This window comes from Gardnerella sp. KA00390, assembly GCF_049244075.1.
In the GTDB taxonomy this organism is placed as follows: domain Bacteria; phylum Actinomycetota; class Actinomycetes; order Actinomycetales; family Bifidobacteriaceae; genus Bifidobacterium; species Bifidobacterium vaginale.
Genome location: NZ_CP058372.1, coordinates 869,860 through 888,275, shown reverse-complemented (window position 1 = coordinate 888,275; position 18,416 = coordinate 869,860). Strand labels below are relative to the sequence as shown.

Sequence of the window (18,416 nt, the reverse complement as noted above, 5' to 3'; positions counted from 1 at the left end):
TTTTAACGTTAACATCCTGTGCACTCGACCCTAGAGCGTAGACATGTTCCCTCATACAGCCAAACTGCGCTCAAAAACCACGAGACCACAGCCAAAGCCGCCACACGCTAAACCTTTTAACGATAACCCTCGCAAACCCCTGCTACACAAGGGCAAAAATGCACCCACCTATTAAGCCCTTGATGCTATTAATCTATGATAATTTCATCCCTGTAGCTAACCAATTAAAATTTCACCCCCCGTGTAACAAACAATTGCCGGGAAGGATTAGAAACAAATTAGTTAGTTAGATTAAAATACAAGGATGGAAAGATTATCTATGTCTCAAAAAGAATTAACTCGTTTGCATGTCCTTAAATCCTGCCTGCCGACCTTGTTCATAATATCCTTGCCATAAGAGCTCTTGACCTTTACTTTGAACACACAAGTAATTATCTATTTATGATTTTCTTTTAAGAAAGCATCAATAGTTTTTCTTGATTCACTTCTTGCTTTATCATTGCTTTCAATTGTTCCACCTGTTGCAATTCTAATTCTTCCTAGATTTAAAACACCATTGCCTGCAAATATATGTCCTGCTCCTTTATAAGAATAAATCTTTGCATTAGGGTTTAGCTCTTTTATTTTTTTTGCCATGGCAAAGCTATCCCACATCAAATCATCTTCGCCAGCCATCATTAATATATTTGCCTTAACATTTTTGACTGGTATTAGTTTTTCTTGGCTTGAGGAGTCTTGTTCTATTGCGCTTTTATAAGATTCTTTATAACTAATAGGACTTTTAATTATAGTTGGAACAATAATATTTTTTAGAAATGAGTTAAATGATGATTTTTTTATATCTATATATGGAAGTTGCTTTCCTTTATATGTCCATGATGAACCATAATCTTTAAAATCTAGACCAGCAAAATTATAAGACGAAGGCGATATTAAAATCAGATTATCTATTTCAGGATATTTGCAAGCCAAATTAAGTGCATATTCTGCCCCTTTTGACGCTCCCAAAACACTTATCGGTTTATTGTCTTTTATATTTTTATTTATATAATTGATAACATCATCAAATTGTTCTAAGGGAATTTTTGTCAAAGTCGATTCTTGATTTTTCATACCAAACATAAATAGAGCAAAGGTTTCATAGCCTTCTTTTGCTAATATCTTAGCATTTTCAAAATTTGGACTTCCTTCAGAACCTCCAAAACAAATTACAAGACCCTTATGTGATTTTTCTTTAGGTACAAATCTAAATCCTTGCATTCTACCCTCATCTACATAAGTTACATCAACTCCATTAATATCTGTAGGGTATAGACTTATATTAGTAACATCCTTATAATATTCAGGAAAATTTAAAGCATTGATATCTTTATACTTATGGTCGTTATATATCCTAAGACTAAAAACTAAAACTACTAAAATAATAATAACTGAAAAGATTCCAAAAAATATTTTCTTCATTTTCTTCATTTTATTAGCTTCCTTTAAAATAGTATACAGAGTCTAATACTATATAAAAAAATCTGTTTGTTGTTATTATATAATCTTTAGAGTATTCATTACACTAATCTACATTAAAACATCCACCGCAATAGAATTGCCGGCCTGTTTTGACGTATCCTTCTTCATCTTTTTCAAATACAAAATGCTTATAAAACTGCTTAAAATGCAGGATTTCTAAATTTACATCTTTTGTATCAACGCTATAGCTTCGACGTGAGATTGAGAGAACTACAAGTATAGCTACACTTTTTTGAGTGCACACTATGGATACTGGGTGCACCTTTTAACGATAGGAAGGGCTATAGTTAAAAAGTTTGAGAATCTATTTTCTACAAAACAATTTTTTATTCTGGTAGAAAATTAAAGCACCTTTTTGTAATGATCCCCAAAAGTTAGATTTTTGGTCCAACTTTTGGGAGCACTACATTAGTTAATTAGGTGTTTTTAATCAATAAGTCGATTATAAAACTTACTTGCAATAATATTCGATTGCCTTGTTGACAAATACTGATGTCCCTTCGCCTGCAAACGCATCTATATTTTTCGTAAAATCACCACCGGAAGCATACATCTTGCCAAGTCCGGATAAAATCTCATTCGAGCACTTATAGAAATTAGCTGTAATAAATTCCTGCAGTTTCTTTACCAAAGCCTGAACTTCAACTGAATCGCTGGGTTGTGATTTTACCTTGCCAAATTCTGCAAAAATCAGCATGAGTTGTTGATGGAGCATTTTTGTTTCCTCGCTGTTTCTCCTTTTTTCTTTAGCTTCAAATTCCTTGAATTCCGGTGTATCTCCCCAATACTCTTTTGCCTGTTTGGCATACTCATCAATTTTGCTTGTGTCAAATGCTGTAAAGTTCATATAGTTACCTCCTAATGCTTTTAATCCCTTTGCAAAAAGAATTAAATTTTCCAAATGCTCTTTTTTCAGGATTAATAATTTGATTTGTTGTTCCAGCGCTAAATCTTTGTCGAAATGCTCACTGGTTATTATTTCTTTAATTTCTTTGAGCGGAAATTCCAGAGCTTTAAACAGCAAAATGGATTGTAGTACCTTTAGATCCTCATCACCATACAACCTATATCCTGACTCCGAATAAGCGGACGGTTTTAACAAACCGATTTTGTCGTAATACTGAAGAGTACGAATACTAATTCCTGCCATCTTGCTGACTTCATTCACTGTTTTCACTATCTCACCTCCTTCCTTATCACTAGAATAAAGTATTACGCAACGTCATAGTCAAGTATTTTTTGCTAGCGTTACCGTCTAATGCTCAACCTAGGACTGTTGTATTTATACAGCTTCAATCAGCAAACCATGAGTTCCGATTGACACCTATCACATCTTTTCTGAGTTAATAGTTATGATGTGGATTTGAAATACTTAGGATTGATTCATCCTAAAATATAGGGCACAATCCCCTTAAAAGGAGGCTATCGTTATGAATGTAAATACAGATACGCTGATTTCAATTTCTGAAGCCAATCAAAACTTCTCAAAGGTTGCTCGTCTTGTCGATAAATACGGTTCAGCTGTAATACTAAAAAACAACTCTCCGCGCTATGTGATTTTAGAGTTTCCTAAAGCCGATGAGGTTTCTGCTCCAGCTGATGATAAGGTCATGGCTTTATCGGATATGTTCATCAAAAAGAACAAAAAAGTCTATGAGGAACTTGCTAAATGAAGTATTTAACACGAGAACAGGTGATTAAATTTCACCAGGCTCTGATTGAAACAAGCGGTGGTTCGTTAGGTATTCGTGATGAGGGAATGCTCAACTCTGCGCTAAAACTCCACTACAGACTTACATTTGAGAGCATTTTTAGAACTTGTCAAAGTCTACCTGACCTGCAAAGCCTACCTTTTATTTTATCTTTCGAGCTGTATTTTCCCACTTCACCACCCTGGGTGCAAAGTGGCGAATCGACTTGCATGATCGATTAAAACATAATTCGCGAATGCACTTCGATTCGCTGAGCTTGCTCAAAGTTGAAAGCACAGTGTGCTTTCAACGCACGCGAAGTACGTTAACATCCTGTGCACTCGACTCCAGAGCGTTGATATCTTCCCTCATACAGCCAAATCACACTCAAAAACAACGCCAAGCCAGCTTACAGCCGCCGCACGCTAAACCTTTTAACGATAACTCTCACAAACCCCTGCTACACAAGGGCAAATTTGCACCCACCTAATCAGCCTCCTGCATCTGATAGCACGATCAAGCGCCGTGATGGTGGGAAGCCCCGCTTATTTTCTCGTTTGAGCCTGAACGTAAAAATGTCGGATAAAGGGAAGGAAATGAATTTACACCAAAGTGAGGGTTTGGCCTATGAAATAATTAATAGTTCCATTTTCAATCAATATATAGAGACCGAGTCCAATAAACACGACAGGTACAATTACTTTTTCGTACTTTTCCACAGTCTCTCCGATAGCAGAAATTGAGGCGAGATTTTGAGATAATTTGCATAGAATCAAAATCCCTAAGGCAAATATTACTAAACTTATACTAATCTCAATCAAACTCTTTCCTGTAAAATAGGGGATATAAATTCCTAAATTATCTCCACCCATTGCCACTGTTAAACTTATAAATGCTAAGATTTTTGATCCATCTCCGGTAATTTTCCCCTCGATATCTTCTTCATCAATATCTTCATCCACAAAAATTGCTCTTATACCAAGACCTAGCGGAATTAGACCAAGGAGTCCGATAATCCAATCTTGTGGAATAAAATTTAAAAAGTAAGCGGCAATAAGACTAGCCAGTACAAGCAGTCCTGTACCTAAATACTGCCCTACATAAATTGATTTCAAACCTTTCTTTCCTTGACTAGCGAATAAAATAGTCAAAACAACTAAGTAGTCAATGGATGTAGAAACAAAAACTAATAAAGCGGATACTATTGTTTCCATTATTTCTCCTTTCAAAATGTTAAATTTTTTAGACAGGGGGGTACAAAGTGGGTGCACTTTTTAACGTTAACATCCTGTGCACCCGACCCTAGAGCGTTGACATCTTCCCTCATACAGCCAAACTGCGCTCTTAGAAGATTATGACAAGAAGAATGTGTTTGATATTGAAGAATATATAAAGAGAAAAGGCAAAGTTAAGCTTAATAGAAATACTGTAATTACAAGATTAAACGAGTAAACACTAGGTATGTCTTATCGACATGTTCGTATGCAGAAACATATCCATGAACCTTTTAACAATTATCTCTGCCTATCGTTAAAAGGTCTCAAGCAAATAAACTTAGAGTTCTCACACTCCTAGATATTTAATATATATTTGACACGGATTCCACTCATCCCATAAAGTTGGAAAACATTCCAATTCTTTATATCCCATCGCGATATAAAAATGATTTGTAATATCATATTCTTTGTAGTGTCCCATCTGAACAGTTTTTACCTGTGAGTATGTGTAACCCATCTTCCTTGCCATAGCTTCGTATGCTTTGTTAAGTACCGAGCCAACTCCCATTCTATGGAATTTCTTTTTTATACCCATCACAAAAATCTCTGCACAATCCTTGCTGGTTGCGTTTAACACAATAAACCCAACAAGTTTATCATTAATATAACAAGCAAGAAAAGGCTTTTCCTGTGAATCTTGAATATATTCTTCTGTACTTTCTGGCATTCCAAACCATTCTTGAAGATCATACAATACTTCTCTAGATACAGATTCCTTTTCTAGTTTATTCTCAATTTCTTTTACTTTTATATTCAATCCAGTCCTCCACAAACTCTAATTTATTCTTGTCATCAATACTAGAGCCTCCGCCGTCGAATCTTTCCAATCGAAGCTTCCTATTCGGTCGCTTCTCTTGGAGATTCTTGACATGAGACCTACCTCTGCTTCGCATCGATTAGCTTTGCTAATCGCGCGATAGCAGGGTTAGAGCTTCAACGTTGATTGACATTCCCCACTTCACAGGGTGGGTGCAAAGTGTGTGCACTTTTTAACGTTAACATCCTGTGCACTCGACCCCATAGCGTCGATATCTTCCCTCAAACAGCAAAATCACACTCAAAAACCACAAGAACCCAGCTTAAAGCCGCCACGCATTAAACCTTTTAACGATAGACCTCGCTAAGCCTTGCTACACAAAGGCAAATTTGCACCCACCTAATCAGCCTTTGACATCAATACGACAGTCTCGACGTGGATTGAGAGAACTCCTAGTATAGCTACACTTTTTTGAGTGCACAGGATGGATAGTGGGTGCACTTTTTAACGATAGGAAAAGCTATCATTAAAAGGTTTAAGACCTGCTTAATAGCTTGATTTTGAGCATAAAAAAAGCTTAGAGAGGATTCCCCCTAGGTTGGATTGTGTAACGTTTCAGACGCTTACAGCCTTTTGACTTTTATGATGCTCTTTCTTACCAGCTTCTCGTCATATTCACTAAGCTCGTGACGCTCACTTTTCAGAAAATCTTCCATTTCTCTGATTCGTCTTTTAGCATCTTCTTGACCTGCTTTTTCTATAAGAAGCTGCTGTTTCTTAACTTTCAGTTCATCAATCTCGTTGACAGTTTTCGTATATAGTTTCATCACGTGTTGGATACAATGAAACCTTAGCTTTGAACTCTGAAACTTTAGCCTTGAATTCTGAAACCTTTTTAGGCATCAAAAAAGACGATATTACTACCGCCTTAATTATTTACACATAACGCTTTTAGATTTAGATTTCTATTTCATAGAAACCTGATCCTTGCTAAGCTCTACAAACTGGGATTTGTTGTAGTTATCTCCCATTTTCTTTAATTCCATATGTAATACACAGGCAAATACTATCTCAATGATACATGCCACAACAGCAACCGTTGTGCCGTTTAATGCACATCCTAAAATCAAGGAAATCATCGGAATGGAAATTGCAGCAACCGTATATCCCTTTGATTGATACAACCATGAATAGGGAAATAAATGTGCTCCAAACACCATAGCGTATACCATAATCATCTTTTCCGGAACCGCACTAAACACCCACATAACGATTAATAAATAAATCATTTGATTTAAGGTGAAAATGAAGCCTAATTGTCCAAGTGGATTTTGTTTTGAAAAGATATCCACCTTTATAAGTTTACCAATGAGCCAAGCCAGCGGTAATAATGGGCATGAACAGCAAAATACCAATAAATTTTTCATATTCATATTGATATTTAAAATTGACACAAGTACTATCAGAAGCCATATAATCACCGATGCCATGATAAATGGCAATCCTTTTTTCTGCTGAATTGTAATTTCTTTTCTTAATTCATCCACCATTTTCTCCTCCAGAAATTTAAATTTACCTACACTGCCTTAATCTTATAATTTATTAATTCAATAAATGCTATCACAGTCGCTCCTATCATCGGAAACCCATAGGGACTAAATATGAAACCGAAATGGCAGTGTGGGCGTCTATACAAGCGGGAGGGTCATTTTGCTTTCGCTTCAGCATATCTATCTTTGCCCCACCAATTTGGCATGAGCTCCTTCAATGTGACAGTCTTCCGCTGTTCAAAGTCCTCCATAATCTCCATTTTTTCATTTTCTTCATTCAATTGATAAAAGAACTCTCTACACGCCCCACAAGGCATACCGCTTCCCGCGCCATAAGGTGCCTTGTCGCGGAATGCGATGAAGCGCTTCACCTTCGTCTGTCCGCTATTCACATACATATTAAGAGCGGCTACGCGCTCTGCGCACAAATTAAGAACCCCACTGCAGCTCTCAATGCAGAAACCCGTGAAAATTTCTCCGTTTTCAGCTTCTATTGCACATACAACATGATGTGCGTAAACGAATGGAGAAACTTCCTCCGGATGAAATTGTGTCTTCACCTTTTCATACATTGTATCCCAAATATCCATATATTCCTTTTCTCCTAAAATACCTGAATTTATCGCATAGGCCTTCCTATTTGAATATAGTTTTCTGGTATACGAAACTCTTCTTGAGACACCGCCACTGTTTCCCAATGATACGACGCAGCTTATTGTAATTTTTTAATTGATTCACTTTCAGACAGTATCCTCATTTGTTCAATAGCTATTGCATTTAATTTCTCCAATCTTTCAGATTGACTCATACCTTCATTTATAAATACAGCATTAAGATTCTCAAGATTAGAAAGGCAAACAAGCTGAGATATATCTGCATAATCTCTAATATTGCCTTTTAAATCCGGATTTTCATCACGCCACTCTTTAGCTGTTATTCCAAATAAAGAAACATTAAGAATATCCGCTTCATTTGCATAAATAAAATTGATTTTTTCTTTTGAAAGTTTATCTGGTACAAGTTTGTTCTTAATGGCATTTGTGTGAATTCTATAATTGATTTTTGCCAAATTTCTTTTAATATCCCATCCTAGCTTCTTCTGTTCTTCTTCCTTTAGACGTTCAAATTCTTTGATTAAATATAATTTAAAGTATGGCGATACCCAAGAAGCAAACTCAAACGCTATATCTTTATGAGCATAAGTTCCACCATATCTTCCCGCTCTAGCAACAATACCGACAGAATTGGTTTTCCACACCCATTGCTTAACAGATAATATAAAACGGTTAAGTCCTGCTTCATTTTTAATTCCCTCGAATTCGGTGGAATTAAAATTCGTGTTATACATTTCTTCCCAAATACCTAGAAACTCTATCGTATTCTTATTCCTAAGCCACTTTTCAATCAAAGCAGAACCGTTATCAATATTTCTAACCATATCCGTTAAAGAAATATAATCTCTATTGTCAATGGCAATAATGCTGATTTCTGAACCTTCAACATTTATTTTAGACACGTAATCACCTCTCAATCATCCAACTTCACACATTTAGCAAATCATAGAAAGTCCGCTCATCTATGATTTCTATATCTTGACCCTCAAGCTTGAGCTTTTCTGCTTTTTTATGCTTTGATGACTTTTCACCTTTAAGAATTGCATTGTAGTCATTGTCACCAAGGATCAGATAGTTCGTCTGCTTATTCACGCTATTATCTAAGACACCGCCGAGATTCACTACAATCTGCTGAGCATCCTTGCGAAGCATTTTCTCAAGCTTACCAGTGAAAACCACATGTCGATTATAGAAAAACCCATCTTTATCAACAACCACTTCATCAGGCTTAATTGCTTTGATATCTATCCCTTTGCCGCCGTGGCTTTCGCCGGCGATCCATAAATCTTCAATAGCGAGATTCTTCTCAGCCATACTAGCTTTTACAGCATCATATAGTTCTTTCGTTGATGTGCAGTCTGATAAAGCACGGTGTTCATTATTGTGTAAGCCTAAGTAGTCAGTTAAATCGGAGAGTCTGTGATGCTTCAACTCAGGATACAGTTTACGAGCAAATTGCATCGTATCCATATACTGATTAGACAATTGTTCCTTAAAGCCTTCATTCAAAAAACGCATATCAAAAGAGGTGTTATGACCAAGGATAATGTCATCACCTATGAACGAGAGTACATCCGTTTTAACACTGTCTATAGATGGCATACCTTCCAGCATGTCATTAGTTATTCCTGTTAATGCTGTAATAAAATCGTCTATGTCAAAGTTTGGTTTAATCAACTGGTCATAACGATCTACAATTTCATTGTTCCTGACCCTTAAAATACCAATTTCAATAATTTCATCGTAATACGCAGATAAGCCGGTCGTTTCGGTATCCAGCACACAGTAATCATCAATGAGTTGCTTAGTGTAATTTGAGTTTGAATTGGACATAAAAAGCACCTCCTTCATCTATTGAAATCAGTCTAGCACTTATTATATCTTGAAAACTAAGTGCCTTAAGCATAAAAACAGGTCGATTGTAATAATTGACCGGCTGTTTTAACTATTTTTTATAAAGATTTTGTCAGCCTTTTTCGCGCAATTACTACCGTTAGTGTATCAGATTAACTATTAAAAAACTCAAGAATTAGATGCAATTATTTGTAGCATCATTTTAGATATTTCTTTTGGAGACGGGCGATTTTCCATTTGCATCCATTCGGAAAGAAGATTCCAAAGTGCACCGGCACTGACAAGCAGTGCAGCTTTCTTTTCAAAGATGCTATCGTACAAATTTTGATTTCCACGAACGGTGTCATAAATCACAGGTAAGGCCCGATTGAATTCTTCCAGCAGATAATAGAACAGATGATTCCGCTGCAAAAGACGCAAAAAGTTGATCTGTTTCTCCCAAAAGGTAAAAAACACTTCCACAATCTGCTCCAGTGTATAGTGCCTGTCTTTTTGAAAATAAGTAATGTAGTCCTCACATCTTTCTAAGAAGCATTGCTGTAATACCTGCTCCTTCGAATCAAAGATCCGATAAAAAGTTCTCCTTGATAAAAGCGCATGTTCGGCGATTTCTGTTACGGTAATACGAGCGTAGTCTTTTTGGCTCATAAGATCCAACAAGGACTGCATCAACCATTGACGGGATTGCTCAGCGATGGGATTCTTTTCCTTTTCTACCAAACTCATTTTGGTCCTCCTGTCACACTTTTTCGGGATTGTAGCACTTGAACTTCTTCCATTAACAATCATGTCTTTTTGAATATAATATAAATTAGAAAGTGACACAAGTGAGACAGATAAAGGAGGCTCAATTTTATGAATACAATAAATACGATTGTTTGGCTGTTCCCGGTTATTTTTATGCTGCATGACTTCGAGGAGATTATTTTTGTGGAGGCATGGAAACGGAAATATAAAAGAAAAATACAAACAACAAAAATGAAGAAGATTCCATTTGCCGATTTGGGAAGCACCCCGTCATTTTCCATTGGTGTATTGATTGAATTTTTCATTATTTCAGCTTTATCGCTCTCTGCTTGTATCTTTGATTGGTACTTTTTGTGGCTGGGATTATTTTTTGGATTTACCATTCACCTGATTGTGCATTGTATGTTGGCGTCGCAATTTAAAGGCTATGTACCCGGAGTGGTCACCGCAGTCCCGTTACTTCCGTTTTGCTTTTATATCCTTTGGGTCTCAAATGAATTCCTTTCTTTTACCACAGCTCAATTATGGATCAGTTGTGTAGTAGGCGCTATTTTGATGCTCTTAATGGTGGCTGTTTTGCATAGATGTATGAAATCGTTTGAAACTTTTATCAAGAAGTGGGAAGTTTAATTACCCACAAATAGCAAATTTTTAAGGAGGTCTTTTGCATGGAGTTGGAATTTAAACAAGGTATGTATCACCTAAATCCTGATCCTAATTTTAACTTTCAGCTTAACCGTGTCATTCTTTGGGATGGAGGGAATTTAAACGATGTGATGCAGGCTGCCAAAAGGATTACAGACAGCACAAGCTGGAAACAGGAAATGATTTACCTTGGGGATCATGCACTCTCTCAAAACAGAATCCCTCAGGCAATTGCATATTACCAGATGAGCGAATTTTTTGATGGAAATCCTGGCAACAAGGAATACTATATAAAAGCCACAGGACTGTTTTATGAGTATTACCATTCTTATTTCGATGAGAGACGTGTCCAGAAAATTCAAGTTCCATATGAAGATGTTATGCTGCCAATCATGGTTGCAAAAACTCAAAAACAATGTAAGGGCACCATTCTTTTACACGGTGGCAACGATTCATGCTTTGAGGAAATGTTTTTGCCGATGTTATATCTTTCTGAACACGGGTATGATGTATATCTATTTGAAGGTCCTGGACAAGGCAACGTTCTTCGTGTTCAAGGTAAACACTTTACATATGCTTGGGAACGTCCGGTCAAAGCAATATTAGATTTCTTTCACTTGAATGACGTCATTATTATTGGTGTTTCTTTGGGAGCTATGCTGGCCCTGCGTGCTGCTGCACTTGACAAGAGAATTACAAGGGCTGTATCTTGGTCTGTTTTTCCGGACTTTCTTGACGTGGTTCTCGACCAAATACCAAAAAAGGTAGCCGGTATCGTTCGGTTTATGTTGAAACATAATCTTCGCATCGTTCTCAGCCCTATTCTTTGCATGATGAAATTGATACGGAAGAATGACCCATTATTTCAATGGGGTGTCAATCATGGAATGTACGCCTATGGAGCTGACAGCATTTATGATTATCTGAAGAAAGTGAGTAAATATCAGATTATGGATGTGGCCTCCATGATTGAACAAGATGTATTGATTCTTGGTGCCAACCAAGACCACCTCGTTGATTACCGAATGATCAGCAAAGAAATCAACGCACTTACCAATGCGAACTCTCTCACATTTCGCCTTTTTACTGAAAAAGAAAATGCGGGAAATCATTGCAATTTAGGAAACGCCAAACTGGCTTTAGATGTGATACTGCAATGGTTGACATTTTTAAAACAGCGTGATTTAGAAGTTAGGAAGAATTGAATTCATTTCAAGAATCTCATGTACATCTATCCTATTATACTCAACGTGTAACTCTTTTAACAGCAAAAAAGCACGTCAGCAGCTTGCTGATATGCTTTTATTTTGCCTTCTAACATTTCCTATAAGCTTAACGCTTTAATTCTGTTTTGCTCCCATCAAGGAAAGTAAACTCAACCTTTCCATCTTTATGCACGCATAGATAGTCAACCATGCTAAGCCAGACGTTTTCATCGAACGCTGTTAACAAGTCCTGCTTTTTCAAGCCATCAATAAAATATTCAACCTCATCACGCCTCGCTTGCTTTTCAACAATACGAGCTTTAACTTCCTTAAGCCTCGACTCTACAGTATTAAACCTGTTCACTAAACTCGCATATTTTTTCTCACACATATGCTACGGTACATTTCCTTCTGCATAAATTTTCCCACTTCACAGCCTGGGTGCAAAGTGGGTGCACCTTTTAACGTTAACATCCTGTGCACTCGACCCTACACCGTTGACATGTTCCCTCAAACAGCAAAATCGCACTCAAAAACCGCAAGAACCCAGCTTAAAACTGCCACGCATTAAACCTTTTAACGATAGCCCTCGCAAACCCCTGCTACACAAGGGCAAAAATGCACCCACCTATTAAGCCCTTGACATCAATACAACACTCTCGACGTGGATTGAGAGAACTCCTAGTATAGCTACACTTTTTTGAGTGCACACTATTGATAGTGGGTGTCTTTTTAACGATAGGAAAAGGTAATCGTTACAGGGGTTTAAGACCTGCTTAATAGCTGGATTTTGAGCATAAAAAAATTAGAGAGGATTCCCCCTAGGCTGACTTTTGTAACATTTCAAATGCTCACATTCTTTTGACTTTTACGATGCCCTTTCAACATCCACACTAATCTCTGATTTAAAAGTTACGCTGAACTTGTCCTCGTAAACTTTTATTTTCTTGATGTACTTTCTTACCAGCTTCTCGTCATATTCACTAATATCGTGACGCTCATTTTTCAGAAAATCTTCCATTTCTCTGATTCGTCTTTTAGCATCTTCTTGACCTGCTTTTTCTATAAGAAGCTGCTGTTTCTTACCTTTAAGCTCATCAATCTCATCAGCTATTTTCGTGTAGTCTTTTTTAGCTTTAAGCAAGGTTAGTAGTATCGCTTGTTTGTCTGCGATTTTTTTTATCAACCGTTTCAATCTCACTTAAGTTGTTGCCCGCGATAATTTCTCTAATATTATTCTTCAACGTATCCAATACTTCATCCGGTATACTAAACACCTTGTTTATGGCTTTCACTATGGCAGACTGCAGTTCGTTCTCTTGTACTGTCAGAGCGTCACAAGCACTAGGACCATTTTCCACTCTGGTACAACAACGCCAGACAACAGAATGCACTCCTCGATTGTTCCAAGCAATTCTTCTGTAAACATCCCCACATTTAGAACAAACACATAGGCTGGATAAAGCGTACTTACTGGAATAAACTCTCCTTTTTTTGTTCTCCTCACCACTAAACATGTTGGCTCGTCTTACCATTTCTTCTTGAACTTTAAAGAAAATATCTCTTGGAATAATAGACGCGTGGCTATCTTTTACATAATACTGTGGTTCTGTTCCATCATTTTTTATACGAACATGGTTAATAAAATCTATCGTCTTTTTAGTTTAAGAAATTACAAAAAGCAAAGTACGCTTTACAAAAAAAGCAAAGCGAGCTATACTTTATATGTAAAGTTAGCTTGCTGTTGAAGGAGGAAAATGAAAAATACAATTTTTCGATTAAGAAAACAGCATAAAATAACTCAAGAAGAATTGGCAAATAAAGTTGGAGTTACAAGGCAGACCATAACTTCCATTGAAACTGGAAAATATATAGCGTCACTGCCGTTGGCTTTTAAAATTGCTAAGTTTTTTGATATGAGTATTGAAGAAATATTTAGTATAGAAGAGGATGATTAATATGAACAAATTAGAAAAATATAAAAAAGAAATAGGATTTAGAATTAGTATTTTAGTCTTATTATGTATGGTTGCCTTACTCGCAGTTATTATTGGAAATTTTTACTTAAAATATAAATTCCCATTAAAAGAAGATGTGACATATTATGTAGCAGTATTTTTTATTGGACTTGAACTTATATCTGTATTCTACATGTCAATGCTTGGTAGAGCATATAGAAATAGAGATATATTGGAGAAGATGCATACTAAAGAAACAGATGAAAGAATGATATTAATAAAGATGAAGTCAGGATCAAATATAATACCTATATTTTCAATGGCTATTGTAACTGTTTCTTTATTTGTAGCATATGTAAGTTATGAAGCCTTTTTAGCGTTAATAATAGTTGCATTTGTGCAAATAATATTTTCTAAATTATTAAAAGTATATTGGTCAAAAAAGATTTAAAAATATCATAGTAAAGGTATTAGACGATAGACAGTTAAAACTCTATCGTCTTTTTTATACTCAAAATTAGGATGTAAAAATGGTAAGGATAAGAAGCCACACTTAAAACAATTTAATATATAAGACATTTAGCGATTGAAATATAAGTTCAGTCGCTTTTTTAATTGAAATTTATAGATTAAGGAGAAGAAATTAATGGATAGAGAAATGATAATTTAGCTGCCTAATCTTCGATTGTCGCTTGCCCGTTCATGAGCATAGGTAAAAGCCAATCACGGAGAGCTATCAAAGCTCTATTTTCACGTTGATTATACGATATAGTCGTATAAGCAGGCATATCCAATGCTATTAAACACCTTAAGTTCAATCTCATTTGGAATATAAATGGGTCGATTATTAACTAGTGGTTTATCACAAGAAAGTACAGCATCACCACTAATGAAAAATGGGTATTCTCCATTGAGATCTTTAGCTGCTCCGACTTTAATGGTAGATTTCTTCTCTTCACTGATAATGTCACCAAGCTTTCCGTTTGACTCTCTACGAAAGAATTCGTCACACAACTTCGCCGGTAACGAAAGGTGGGTTATTCACAATCTAGTAAAAAGATTTGAATTAAGCCAGGTAGCAACGCCATTATTGTTGTTGGAGTCGCAAACCTCGTCTGCAATCGCAAGCAACCGAGGATTACTATTCGCTACCGCTACACCGTATCCCCCTGCGCGGAACATGTCGATATCTATAATATCGTCTCCAAAAACGACTGTGCGACTAGGCTTCACACCCAAACGATTGCAAATAACGTTCAAAGCATGCCCCTTATTTGCAAGAGGATTCGTAAGCATCCACAAAACATCTTCGCTAATGTGTAGTGAAAAATCGCTTGGAAGAATGCTCTGAAGTTTTTCCTTCTCACTCTCTCGAGGAACAATAATAATCTTGTCTGCAATGCCACTTGGAACATTAGAAAAATCGGTAATAACAAAATCCTGCTCGCTCCAAAGCATACGAACATCAAAATTAGTGTAACGAACATCGTTCATAACAATGCCAATGCGAAGCGTAGGAATCTCATTAAGCAAGCGCAAACACACACTACAAGCATGTTGAGAATCAAATCCAAAACGCGTAAGAGTATCAAGGCTTCTTTGCGAAGTAAGCTCACCTATCGTGCTGTGAGCACAGTCAAAATCAATAAGAGCACCATTAAGGTACGCGCAAACTTGAGCATTCAAATCGTGAATAAAATCAAAAGCACTTCCAACAGGTCGAGCAGTAATAATCGCAAGCGGAATTCCACATTCACTCAAACGCTTAGAAACGCTAACAGTTTCTTGGCTTAAATATCTGCTTTCAAAAGCATTAGCATCATGAAGCATAGTGCCATCAAGATCTGCTACCACAAGAGAAGGAGAAAAATGAAGCATAACAATAACCTAATGTATTTTAATTAGTCTAACATCTTCTAACATCTTAAAAAGCATAGCAAAATGTACACCTGCTCTGCTTATAAAATAAAAAGCGCATAACCTAATCGATTACGCGCTTAAAAAAGAATACTTAGATAAGTGAGAACTTAGTCATAAGATTCAAGGCAACAATAACAGCCACCCAAATCAACGCTATAATAACAGTCCAACGATTCAAGTTCTTTTCTGCAACACCAGAGCTACCAGCGTTCTTCGTTAAACCGCCGCCGAACATGTCGGAAAGACCGCCGCCCTTGCCCTTGTGCATCAAAATCAACAATGTCAACAAAATGCTGGTCAGCACAAGCAACACTTGCAAAACAATTTTCACAGCGGACACAAGTAACCTCCTGTTTTAGAGTACTTTGTAAAGCATAGTAAAAGCCATTGACCTATGTATTAAATTCGATTTTTGTAAGACGACAATTGAACAATAGTAGCCAATTCCTCAATGTCTAAAGAAGCTCCACCAATAAGAAATCCATCAACGTCTGGCTCACAAATAAGACTTGCTGCATTAGAAGACGTTACAGAGCCGCCATAAAGTATTCTAACTTTTTGTGATACAGTATCCCCGAAAGTTTCCTGCAAATCATCCCTAATAGCCTTAGCAGCATCTTGAGCAGACTGTGCTGTAGCTACCATTCCAGTTCCAATAGCCCAAACTGGTTCGTATGCAATAATCAAACGCTCTGCCTGCTTAGAATCTAAATCGCGAGTAACGTCATGAACCTGTCCAACTGCAAAATCAAGCTCTATACCCTGCTTGCGCTCTTCAAAACTTTCACCAACGCAAAGAATAGGTTGCATTCCAGCAGCAAGCACAGCTCGCACTTGGTCAACAATATTCGCATCATCTTCTGGATGATACTTGCGTCGCTCAGAATGACCTACAATCACCATTGAGCAGCCCAAGCTTGCAAGCATATCTGCAGAAACATCTCCAGTAAACGCGCCTTGAGCTGTAACGGAAACTGCTTGCGCGCCATAAAGAATAGGAAGATTATCAGACTCAACTAATACTTGCACGCTTCTTAAGGACGTAAACGATGGCATAAGAGCAATATCGCATTTTTTACAATCGAAGTGAGAATCACATAGACGCCACCAGAATTTTTGAATAAAATGAGTGGCTTCGAGGTGATTAAAATTCATCTTCCAATTGCCTGCAACTAGCGGTTTCCTATTGACAACCATAATCACCCTTAAGAATTAGTTATAAAGATAAAATTAACATTATGCCGACCCCGATCTACAAAAAGAATTTATAAAATCGAAGTCGGCACAATATTTTAAAGTCACTTACTCAAGCACGCTCAAACCTGGAAGCGTCTTACCTTCCAAGAACTCGAGAGAAGCACCGCCGCCAGTAGAAATGTGAGAGAAGCCATCTTCTGGGAATCCAAGATTACGAACTGCAGAAGCGGAATCTCCACCACCGACAATAGTGAAAGTGCCGTTCTTCGTTGCATCAACCAAACCCTGAGCTACAGCGCGAGTACCAGCAGCAAACTCTGCAACTTCGAACACGCCCATTGGTCCATTCCAAACAACAGTCTTGGAATCAACAATCTTGTCGTGGAAAAGCTTTTGAGAATCAGGGCCAATATCCAAGCCCATCTTGTCTGCTGGAATAGCATCCGCTGGAACAACTTCTGGAGCAACAGGAGTATCGCCTGCTGGGAAGCCAGCGTTCACAACAATATCGGTTGGAAGAACAAGCTCAACGCCATTCTTCTTAGCAGTTTCGATATATCCCTTAACTTTCTCTAGCTGATCCTCTTCAAGCAAAGAAGTACCAACTTCATGACCCAAAGCCTTAAGGAATGTGAACACCATTCCGCCGCCAATAACAAGGCGATCAGCCTTAGAAAGCAAGTTTTCAATAACGCCAAGCTTGTCGGAAACCTTAGATCCACCAAGAACTACTGTCAAAGGACGCTCTGGATTTTCGGTTGCGCGAGAAAGTGCCTTAACTTCCTTCTCAACAAGCAAGCCAGCAGCAGCTGGAAGATCGGCAGCAACATCGTAATTTGAACCCTGGGCGCGGTGAACAACACCGAAACCGTCGGAAACAAAAACTTCTCCAAGAGCAGCAATCTTCTTAGCGTATTCAGCGCGTTCGGACGCATCCTTACTGGTTTCTTCAGCGTTGAAACGAACGTTTTCAAGCAACACAACGTCGCCATTGTTCATTGCAGCAACCTTAGCCTGAGCATCTTCACCATAAGTATCTGCAGCCAAAACAACATTAACACCAAGAAGTTCACCTAAGCGAGCCGCTACTGGAGCCAAAGAGAGCTCTGGAACAACCTGACCCTTTGGACGTCCAAGATGGGCCATTAAAATAACCTTGGCACCCTGCTCACGCAAAGCTTTAATCGTTGGTAAAGCAGCCTTGATTCGACCATCGTCTGTGATAGTCGTGCCCTTGAGAGGAACATTAAAATCAGCACGAACGAGTACGCGCTTGCCGCTCAAATCTCCCAAATCTTTAAGTGTCTTCATTGGTATCCTTTCCAAAACATGATTCAACCAATCATGATGGCGAATTTAACAAGAAAAAAGACGAAAGCAAAGCTAAAACGTCTATAAATTCCATGAGCAATTATATCGCATGTGCGCAACAAGCACGCCCAAGATTAGATAATAAAAAACTACAAAAAATGCCGCATAC

At 37.5% G+C, this 18,416-nt stretch carries 23 protein-coding genes and 1 pseudogene; 6 read left to right on the top strand and 18 right to left on the bottom strand.

The annotated features are described in order from the left end of the window. Positions 1-435: 435 nt before the first annotated feature. Positions 436-1,470, bottom strand: a complete 1,035-nt coding sequence (locus tag HXT53_RS03525; protein WP_004111708.1) for an alpha/beta fold hydrolase — start codon at positions 1,468-1,470, stop codon at positions 436-438. A gap of 502 nt (positions 1,471-1,972) precedes the next feature. Continuing rightward, positions 1,973-2,698 (bottom strand): MerR family transcriptional regulator, encoded by a 726-nt coding sequence (locus HXT53_RS03520; RefSeq protein WP_004115140.1) that lies wholly within the window; start codon positions 2,696-2,698, stop codon positions 1,973-1,975. Positions 2,699-2,951: 253 nt separating this feature from the next. Between HXT53_RS03520 and HXT53_RS03515 the strand changes: the two genes are divergently transcribed. Then, a complete protein-coding gene (locus tag HXT53_RS03515; protein WP_004115145.1) occupies positions 2,952-3,194 on the top strand; it encodes a prevent-host-death protein in 243 nt (80 codons plus the stop codon). A 620-nt stretch (positions 3,195-3,814) separates the two neighbouring features. On the opposite strand, the gene HXT53_RS03510 is transcribed toward HXT53_RS03515, so the two are convergent. Beyond that, positions 3,815-4,426: a CadD family cadmium resistance transporter gene (locus HXT53_RS03510; RefSeq protein WP_421779936.1), complete on the bottom strand. Its 612-nt coding sequence runs from the start codon at positions 4,424-4,426 to the stop codon at positions 3,815-3,817. Between the two features lie 127 nt (positions 4,427-4,553). Here HXT53_RS03510 and HXT53_RS03505 point away from each other — a divergent pair. Beyond that, a pseudogene (locus HXT53_RS03505) lies at positions 4,554-4,664 on the top strand (conjugal transfer protein TraG); the annotation flags it as partial. A 111-nt stretch (positions 4,665-4,775) separates the two neighbouring features. On the opposite strand, the gene HXT53_RS03500 reads toward HXT53_RS03505, so the two are convergent. The 8 genes from HXT53_RS03500 to HXT53_RS03465 form a co-directional block, all read right to left on the bottom strand. Next, complete coding sequence (locus HXT53_RS03500; RefSeq protein WP_004111719.1) at positions 4,776-5,246, bottom strand: GNAT family N-acetyltransferase; 471 nt, start codon at positions 5,244-5,246, stop codon at positions 4,776-4,778. A 623-nt stretch (positions 5,247-5,869) separates the two neighbouring features. Further along, complete coding sequence (locus HXT53_RS03495; RefSeq protein ID WP_004111724.1) at positions 5,870-6,073, bottom strand: hypothetical protein; 204 nt, start codon at positions 6,071-6,073, stop codon at positions 5,870-5,872. Positions 6,074-6,211: 138 nt separating this feature from the next. Further along, a complete protein-coding gene (locus tag HXT53_RS03490; protein WP_004111725.1) occupies positions 6,212-6,796 on the bottom strand; it encodes a DUF7010 family protein in 585 nt (194 codons plus the stop codon). 26 nt (positions 6,797-6,822) lie between these two features. Then, positions 6,823-6,885 carry a hypothetical protein gene (locus HXT53_RS03485; RefSeq protein ID WP_232500492.1) on the bottom strand — a complete coding sequence of 21 codons (63 nt, stop codon included), beginning with the start codon at positions 6,883-6,885 and terminating at the stop codon, positions 6,823-6,825. Between the two features lie 66 nt (positions 6,886-6,951). Further along, positions 6,952-7,386 carry a cytidine deaminase family protein gene (locus HXT53_RS03480; RefSeq protein ID WP_004111727.1) on the bottom strand — a complete coding sequence of 145 codons (435 nt, stop codon included), beginning with the start codon at positions 7,384-7,386 and terminating at the stop codon, positions 6,952-6,954. Between the two features lie 122 nt (positions 7,387-7,508). Further along, a complete protein-coding gene (locus tag HXT53_RS03475) occupies positions 7,509-8,312 on the bottom strand; it encodes a KilA-N domain-containing protein (protein ID WP_004111730.1) in 804 nt (267 codons plus the stop codon). Positions 8,313-8,337: 25 nt separating this feature from the next. Next, entirely contained in the window at positions 8,338-9,243 is a 906-nt protein-coding gene (locus HXT53_RS03470; protein WP_421779934.1) for an exonuclease domain-containing protein, read from the bottom strand. A gap of 189 nt (positions 9,244-9,432) precedes the next feature. Continuing rightward, positions 9,433-9,990 (bottom strand): TetR/AcrR family transcriptional regulator, encoded by a 558-nt coding sequence (locus HXT53_RS03465; protein ID WP_004111734.1) that lies wholly within the window; start codon positions 9,988-9,990, stop codon positions 9,433-9,435. A gap of 129 nt (positions 9,991-10,119) precedes the next feature. On the opposite strand from HXT53_RS03465, the gene HXT53_RS03460 reads away from it, so the two are divergent. Both HXT53_RS03460 and HXT53_RS03455 read left to right on the top strand, forming a co-directional pair. Further along, positions 10,120-10,641, top strand: coding sequence for an HXXEE domain-containing protein (locus HXT53_RS03460; protein WP_004111736.1), 522 nt, complete (start codon positions 10,120-10,122; stop codon positions 10,639-10,641). A gap of 38 nt (positions 10,642-10,679) precedes the next feature. Next, positions 10,680-11,861: an alpha/beta fold hydrolase gene (locus HXT53_RS03455; RefSeq protein WP_004111738.1), complete on the top strand. Its 1,182-nt coding sequence runs from the start codon at positions 10,680-10,682 to the stop codon at positions 11,859-11,861. 127 nt (positions 11,862-11,988) lie between these two features. Here the strand turns inward: HXT53_RS03455 and HXT53_RS03450 are convergent, their stop codons facing one another. The 3 genes from HXT53_RS03450 to HXT53_RS03440 form a co-directional block, all read right to left on the bottom strand. Then, positions 11,989-12,252: a hypothetical protein gene (locus HXT53_RS03450; protein WP_004111740.1), complete on the bottom strand. Its 264-nt coding sequence runs from the start codon at positions 12,250-12,252 to the stop codon at positions 11,989-11,991. A gap of 477 nt (positions 12,253-12,729) precedes the next feature. Further along, on the bottom strand, positions 12,730-13,005 hold the full coding sequence (locus tag HXT53_RS03445) for an integrase (RefSeq protein ID WP_421779930.1): 276 nt from the start codon (positions 13,003-13,005) through the stop codon (positions 12,730-12,732). Then, positions 12,998-13,378 (bottom strand): zinc ribbon domain-containing protein, encoded by a 381-nt coding sequence (locus HXT53_RS03440; RefSeq protein WP_421779928.1) that lies wholly within the window; start codon positions 13,376-13,378, stop codon positions 12,998-13,000. Before HXT53_RS03440 ends, HXT53_RS03445 begins: the two co-directional genes overlap by 8 nt. A 240-nt stretch (positions 13,379-13,618) precedes the next feature. Here HXT53_RS03440 and HXT53_RS03435 point away from each other — a divergent pair, with 240 nt between their 5' ends. Next, on the top strand, positions 13,619-13,819 hold the full coding sequence (locus tag HXT53_RS03435) for a helix-turn-helix transcriptional regulator (RefSeq protein ID WP_004133084.1): 201 nt from the start codon (positions 13,619-13,621) through the stop codon (positions 13,817-13,819). A gap of 1 nt (position 13,820) precedes the next feature. Then, positions 13,821-14,270, top strand: coding sequence for a hypothetical protein (locus tag HXT53_RS03430; RefSeq protein ID WP_421779925.1), 450 nt, complete (start codon positions 13,821-13,823; stop codon positions 14,268-14,270). A gap of 590 nt (positions 14,271-14,860) precedes the next feature. On the opposite strand, the gene HXT53_RS03425 is transcribed toward HXT53_RS03430, so the two are convergent. From HXT53_RS03425 to HXT53_RS03410, 4 genes are all read right to left on the bottom strand, one after another. Beyond that, on the bottom strand, positions 14,861-15,697 hold the full coding sequence (locus HXT53_RS03425; protein ID WP_416451191.1) for an HAD hydrolase family protein: 837 nt from the start codon (positions 15,695-15,697) through the stop codon (positions 14,861-14,863). 133 nt (positions 15,698-15,830) lie between these two features. Continuing rightward, on the bottom strand, positions 15,831-16,079 hold the full coding sequence (secG, locus tag HXT53_RS03420) for a preprotein translocase subunit SecG (RefSeq protein WP_004115170.1): 249 nt from the start codon (positions 16,077-16,079) through the stop codon (positions 15,831-15,833). Positions 16,080-16,138: 59 nt separating this feature from the next. After that, the gene (gene tpiA, locus HXT53_RS03415; RefSeq protein ID WP_004111753.1) at positions 16,139-16,936 is read right to left on the bottom strand and encodes a triose-phosphate isomerase; all 798 of its coding nucleotides are present in this window, start codon (positions 16,934-16,936) and stop codon (positions 16,139-16,141) included. Between the two features lie 105 nt (positions 16,937-17,041). Continuing rightward, complete coding sequence (locus HXT53_RS03410) at positions 17,042-18,247, bottom strand: phosphoglycerate kinase (protein WP_004115173.1); 1,206 nt, start codon at positions 18,245-18,247, stop codon at positions 17,042-17,044. Between the last annotated feature and the right edge of the window lie 169 nt (positions 18,248-18,416).

What these genes read in the sequence shown, in the direction of transcription:
- HXT53_RS03525 (WP_004111708.1), bottom strand. Translation starts at nt 1,470, where the DNA reads ATGAAGAAAATGAAGAAAATATTTTTTGGAATCTTTTCAGTTATTATT.
- HXT53_RS03515 (WP_004115145.1), top strand. Translation starts at nt 2,952, where the DNA reads ATGAATGTAAATACAGATACGCTGATTTCAATTTCTGAAGCCAATCAA.
- HXT53_RS03510 (WP_421779936.1), bottom strand. Translation starts at nt 4,426, where the DNA reads ATGGAAACAATAGTATCCGCTTTATTAGTTTTTGTTTCTACATCCATT.
- HXT53_RS03495 (WP_004111724.1), bottom strand. Translation starts at nt 6,073, where the DNA reads ATGAAACTATATACGAAAACTGTCAACGAGATTGATGAACTGAAAGTT.
- HXT53_RS03490 (WP_004111725.1), bottom strand. Translation starts at nt 6,796, where the DNA reads ATGGTGGATGAATTAAGAAAAGAAATTACAATTCAGCAGAAAAAAGGA.
- HXT53_RS03480 (WP_004111727.1), bottom strand. Translation starts at nt 7,386, where the DNA reads ATGGATATTTGGGATACAATGTATGAAAAGGTGAAGACACAATTTCAT.
- HXT53_RS03470 (WP_421779934.1), bottom strand. Translation starts at nt 9,243, where the DNA reads ATGTCCAATTCAAACTCAAATTACACTAAGCAACTCATTGATGATTAC.
- HXT53_RS03465 (WP_004111734.1), bottom strand. Translation starts at nt 9,990, where the DNA reads ATGAGTTTGGTAGAAAAGGAAAAGAATCCCATCGCTGAGCAATCCCGT.
- HXT53_RS03460 (WP_004111736.1), top strand. Translation starts at nt 10,120, where the DNA reads ATGAATACAATAAATACGATTGTTTGGCTGTTCCCGGTTATTTTTATG.
- HXT53_RS03455 (WP_004111738.1), top strand. Translation starts at nt 10,680, where the DNA reads ATGGAGTTGGAATTTAAACAAGGTATGTATCACCTAAATCCTGATCCT.
- HXT53_RS03450 (WP_004111740.1), bottom strand. Translation starts at nt 12,252, where the DNA reads ATGTGTGAGAAAAAATATGCGAGTTTAGTGAACAGGTTTAATACTGTA.
- HXT53_RS03440 (WP_421779928.1), bottom strand. Translation starts at nt 13,378, where the DNA reads ATGTTTAGTGGTGAGGAGAACAAAAAAAGGAGAGTTTATTCCAGTAAG.
- HXT53_RS03435 (WP_004133084.1), top strand. Translation starts at nt 13,619, where the DNA reads ATGAAAAATACAATTTTTCGATTAAGAAAACAGCATAAAATAACTCAA.
- HXT53_RS03430 (WP_421779925.1), top strand. Translation starts at nt 13,821, where the DNA reads ATGAACAAATTAGAAAAATATAAAAAAGAAATAGGATTTAGAATTAGT.
- HXT53_RS03425 (WP_416451191.1), bottom strand. Translation starts at nt 15,697, where the DNA reads ATGCTTCATTTTTCTCCTTCTCTTGTGGTAGCAGATCTTGATGGCACT.
- tpiA (WP_004111753.1), bottom strand. Translation starts at nt 16,936, where the DNA reads ATGGTTGTCAATAGGAAACCGCTAGTTGCAGGCAATTGGAAGATGAAT.
- HXT53_RS03410 (WP_004115173.1), bottom strand. Translation starts at nt 18,247, where the DNA reads ATGAAGACACTTAAAGATTTGGGAGATTTGAGCGGCAAGCGCGTACTC.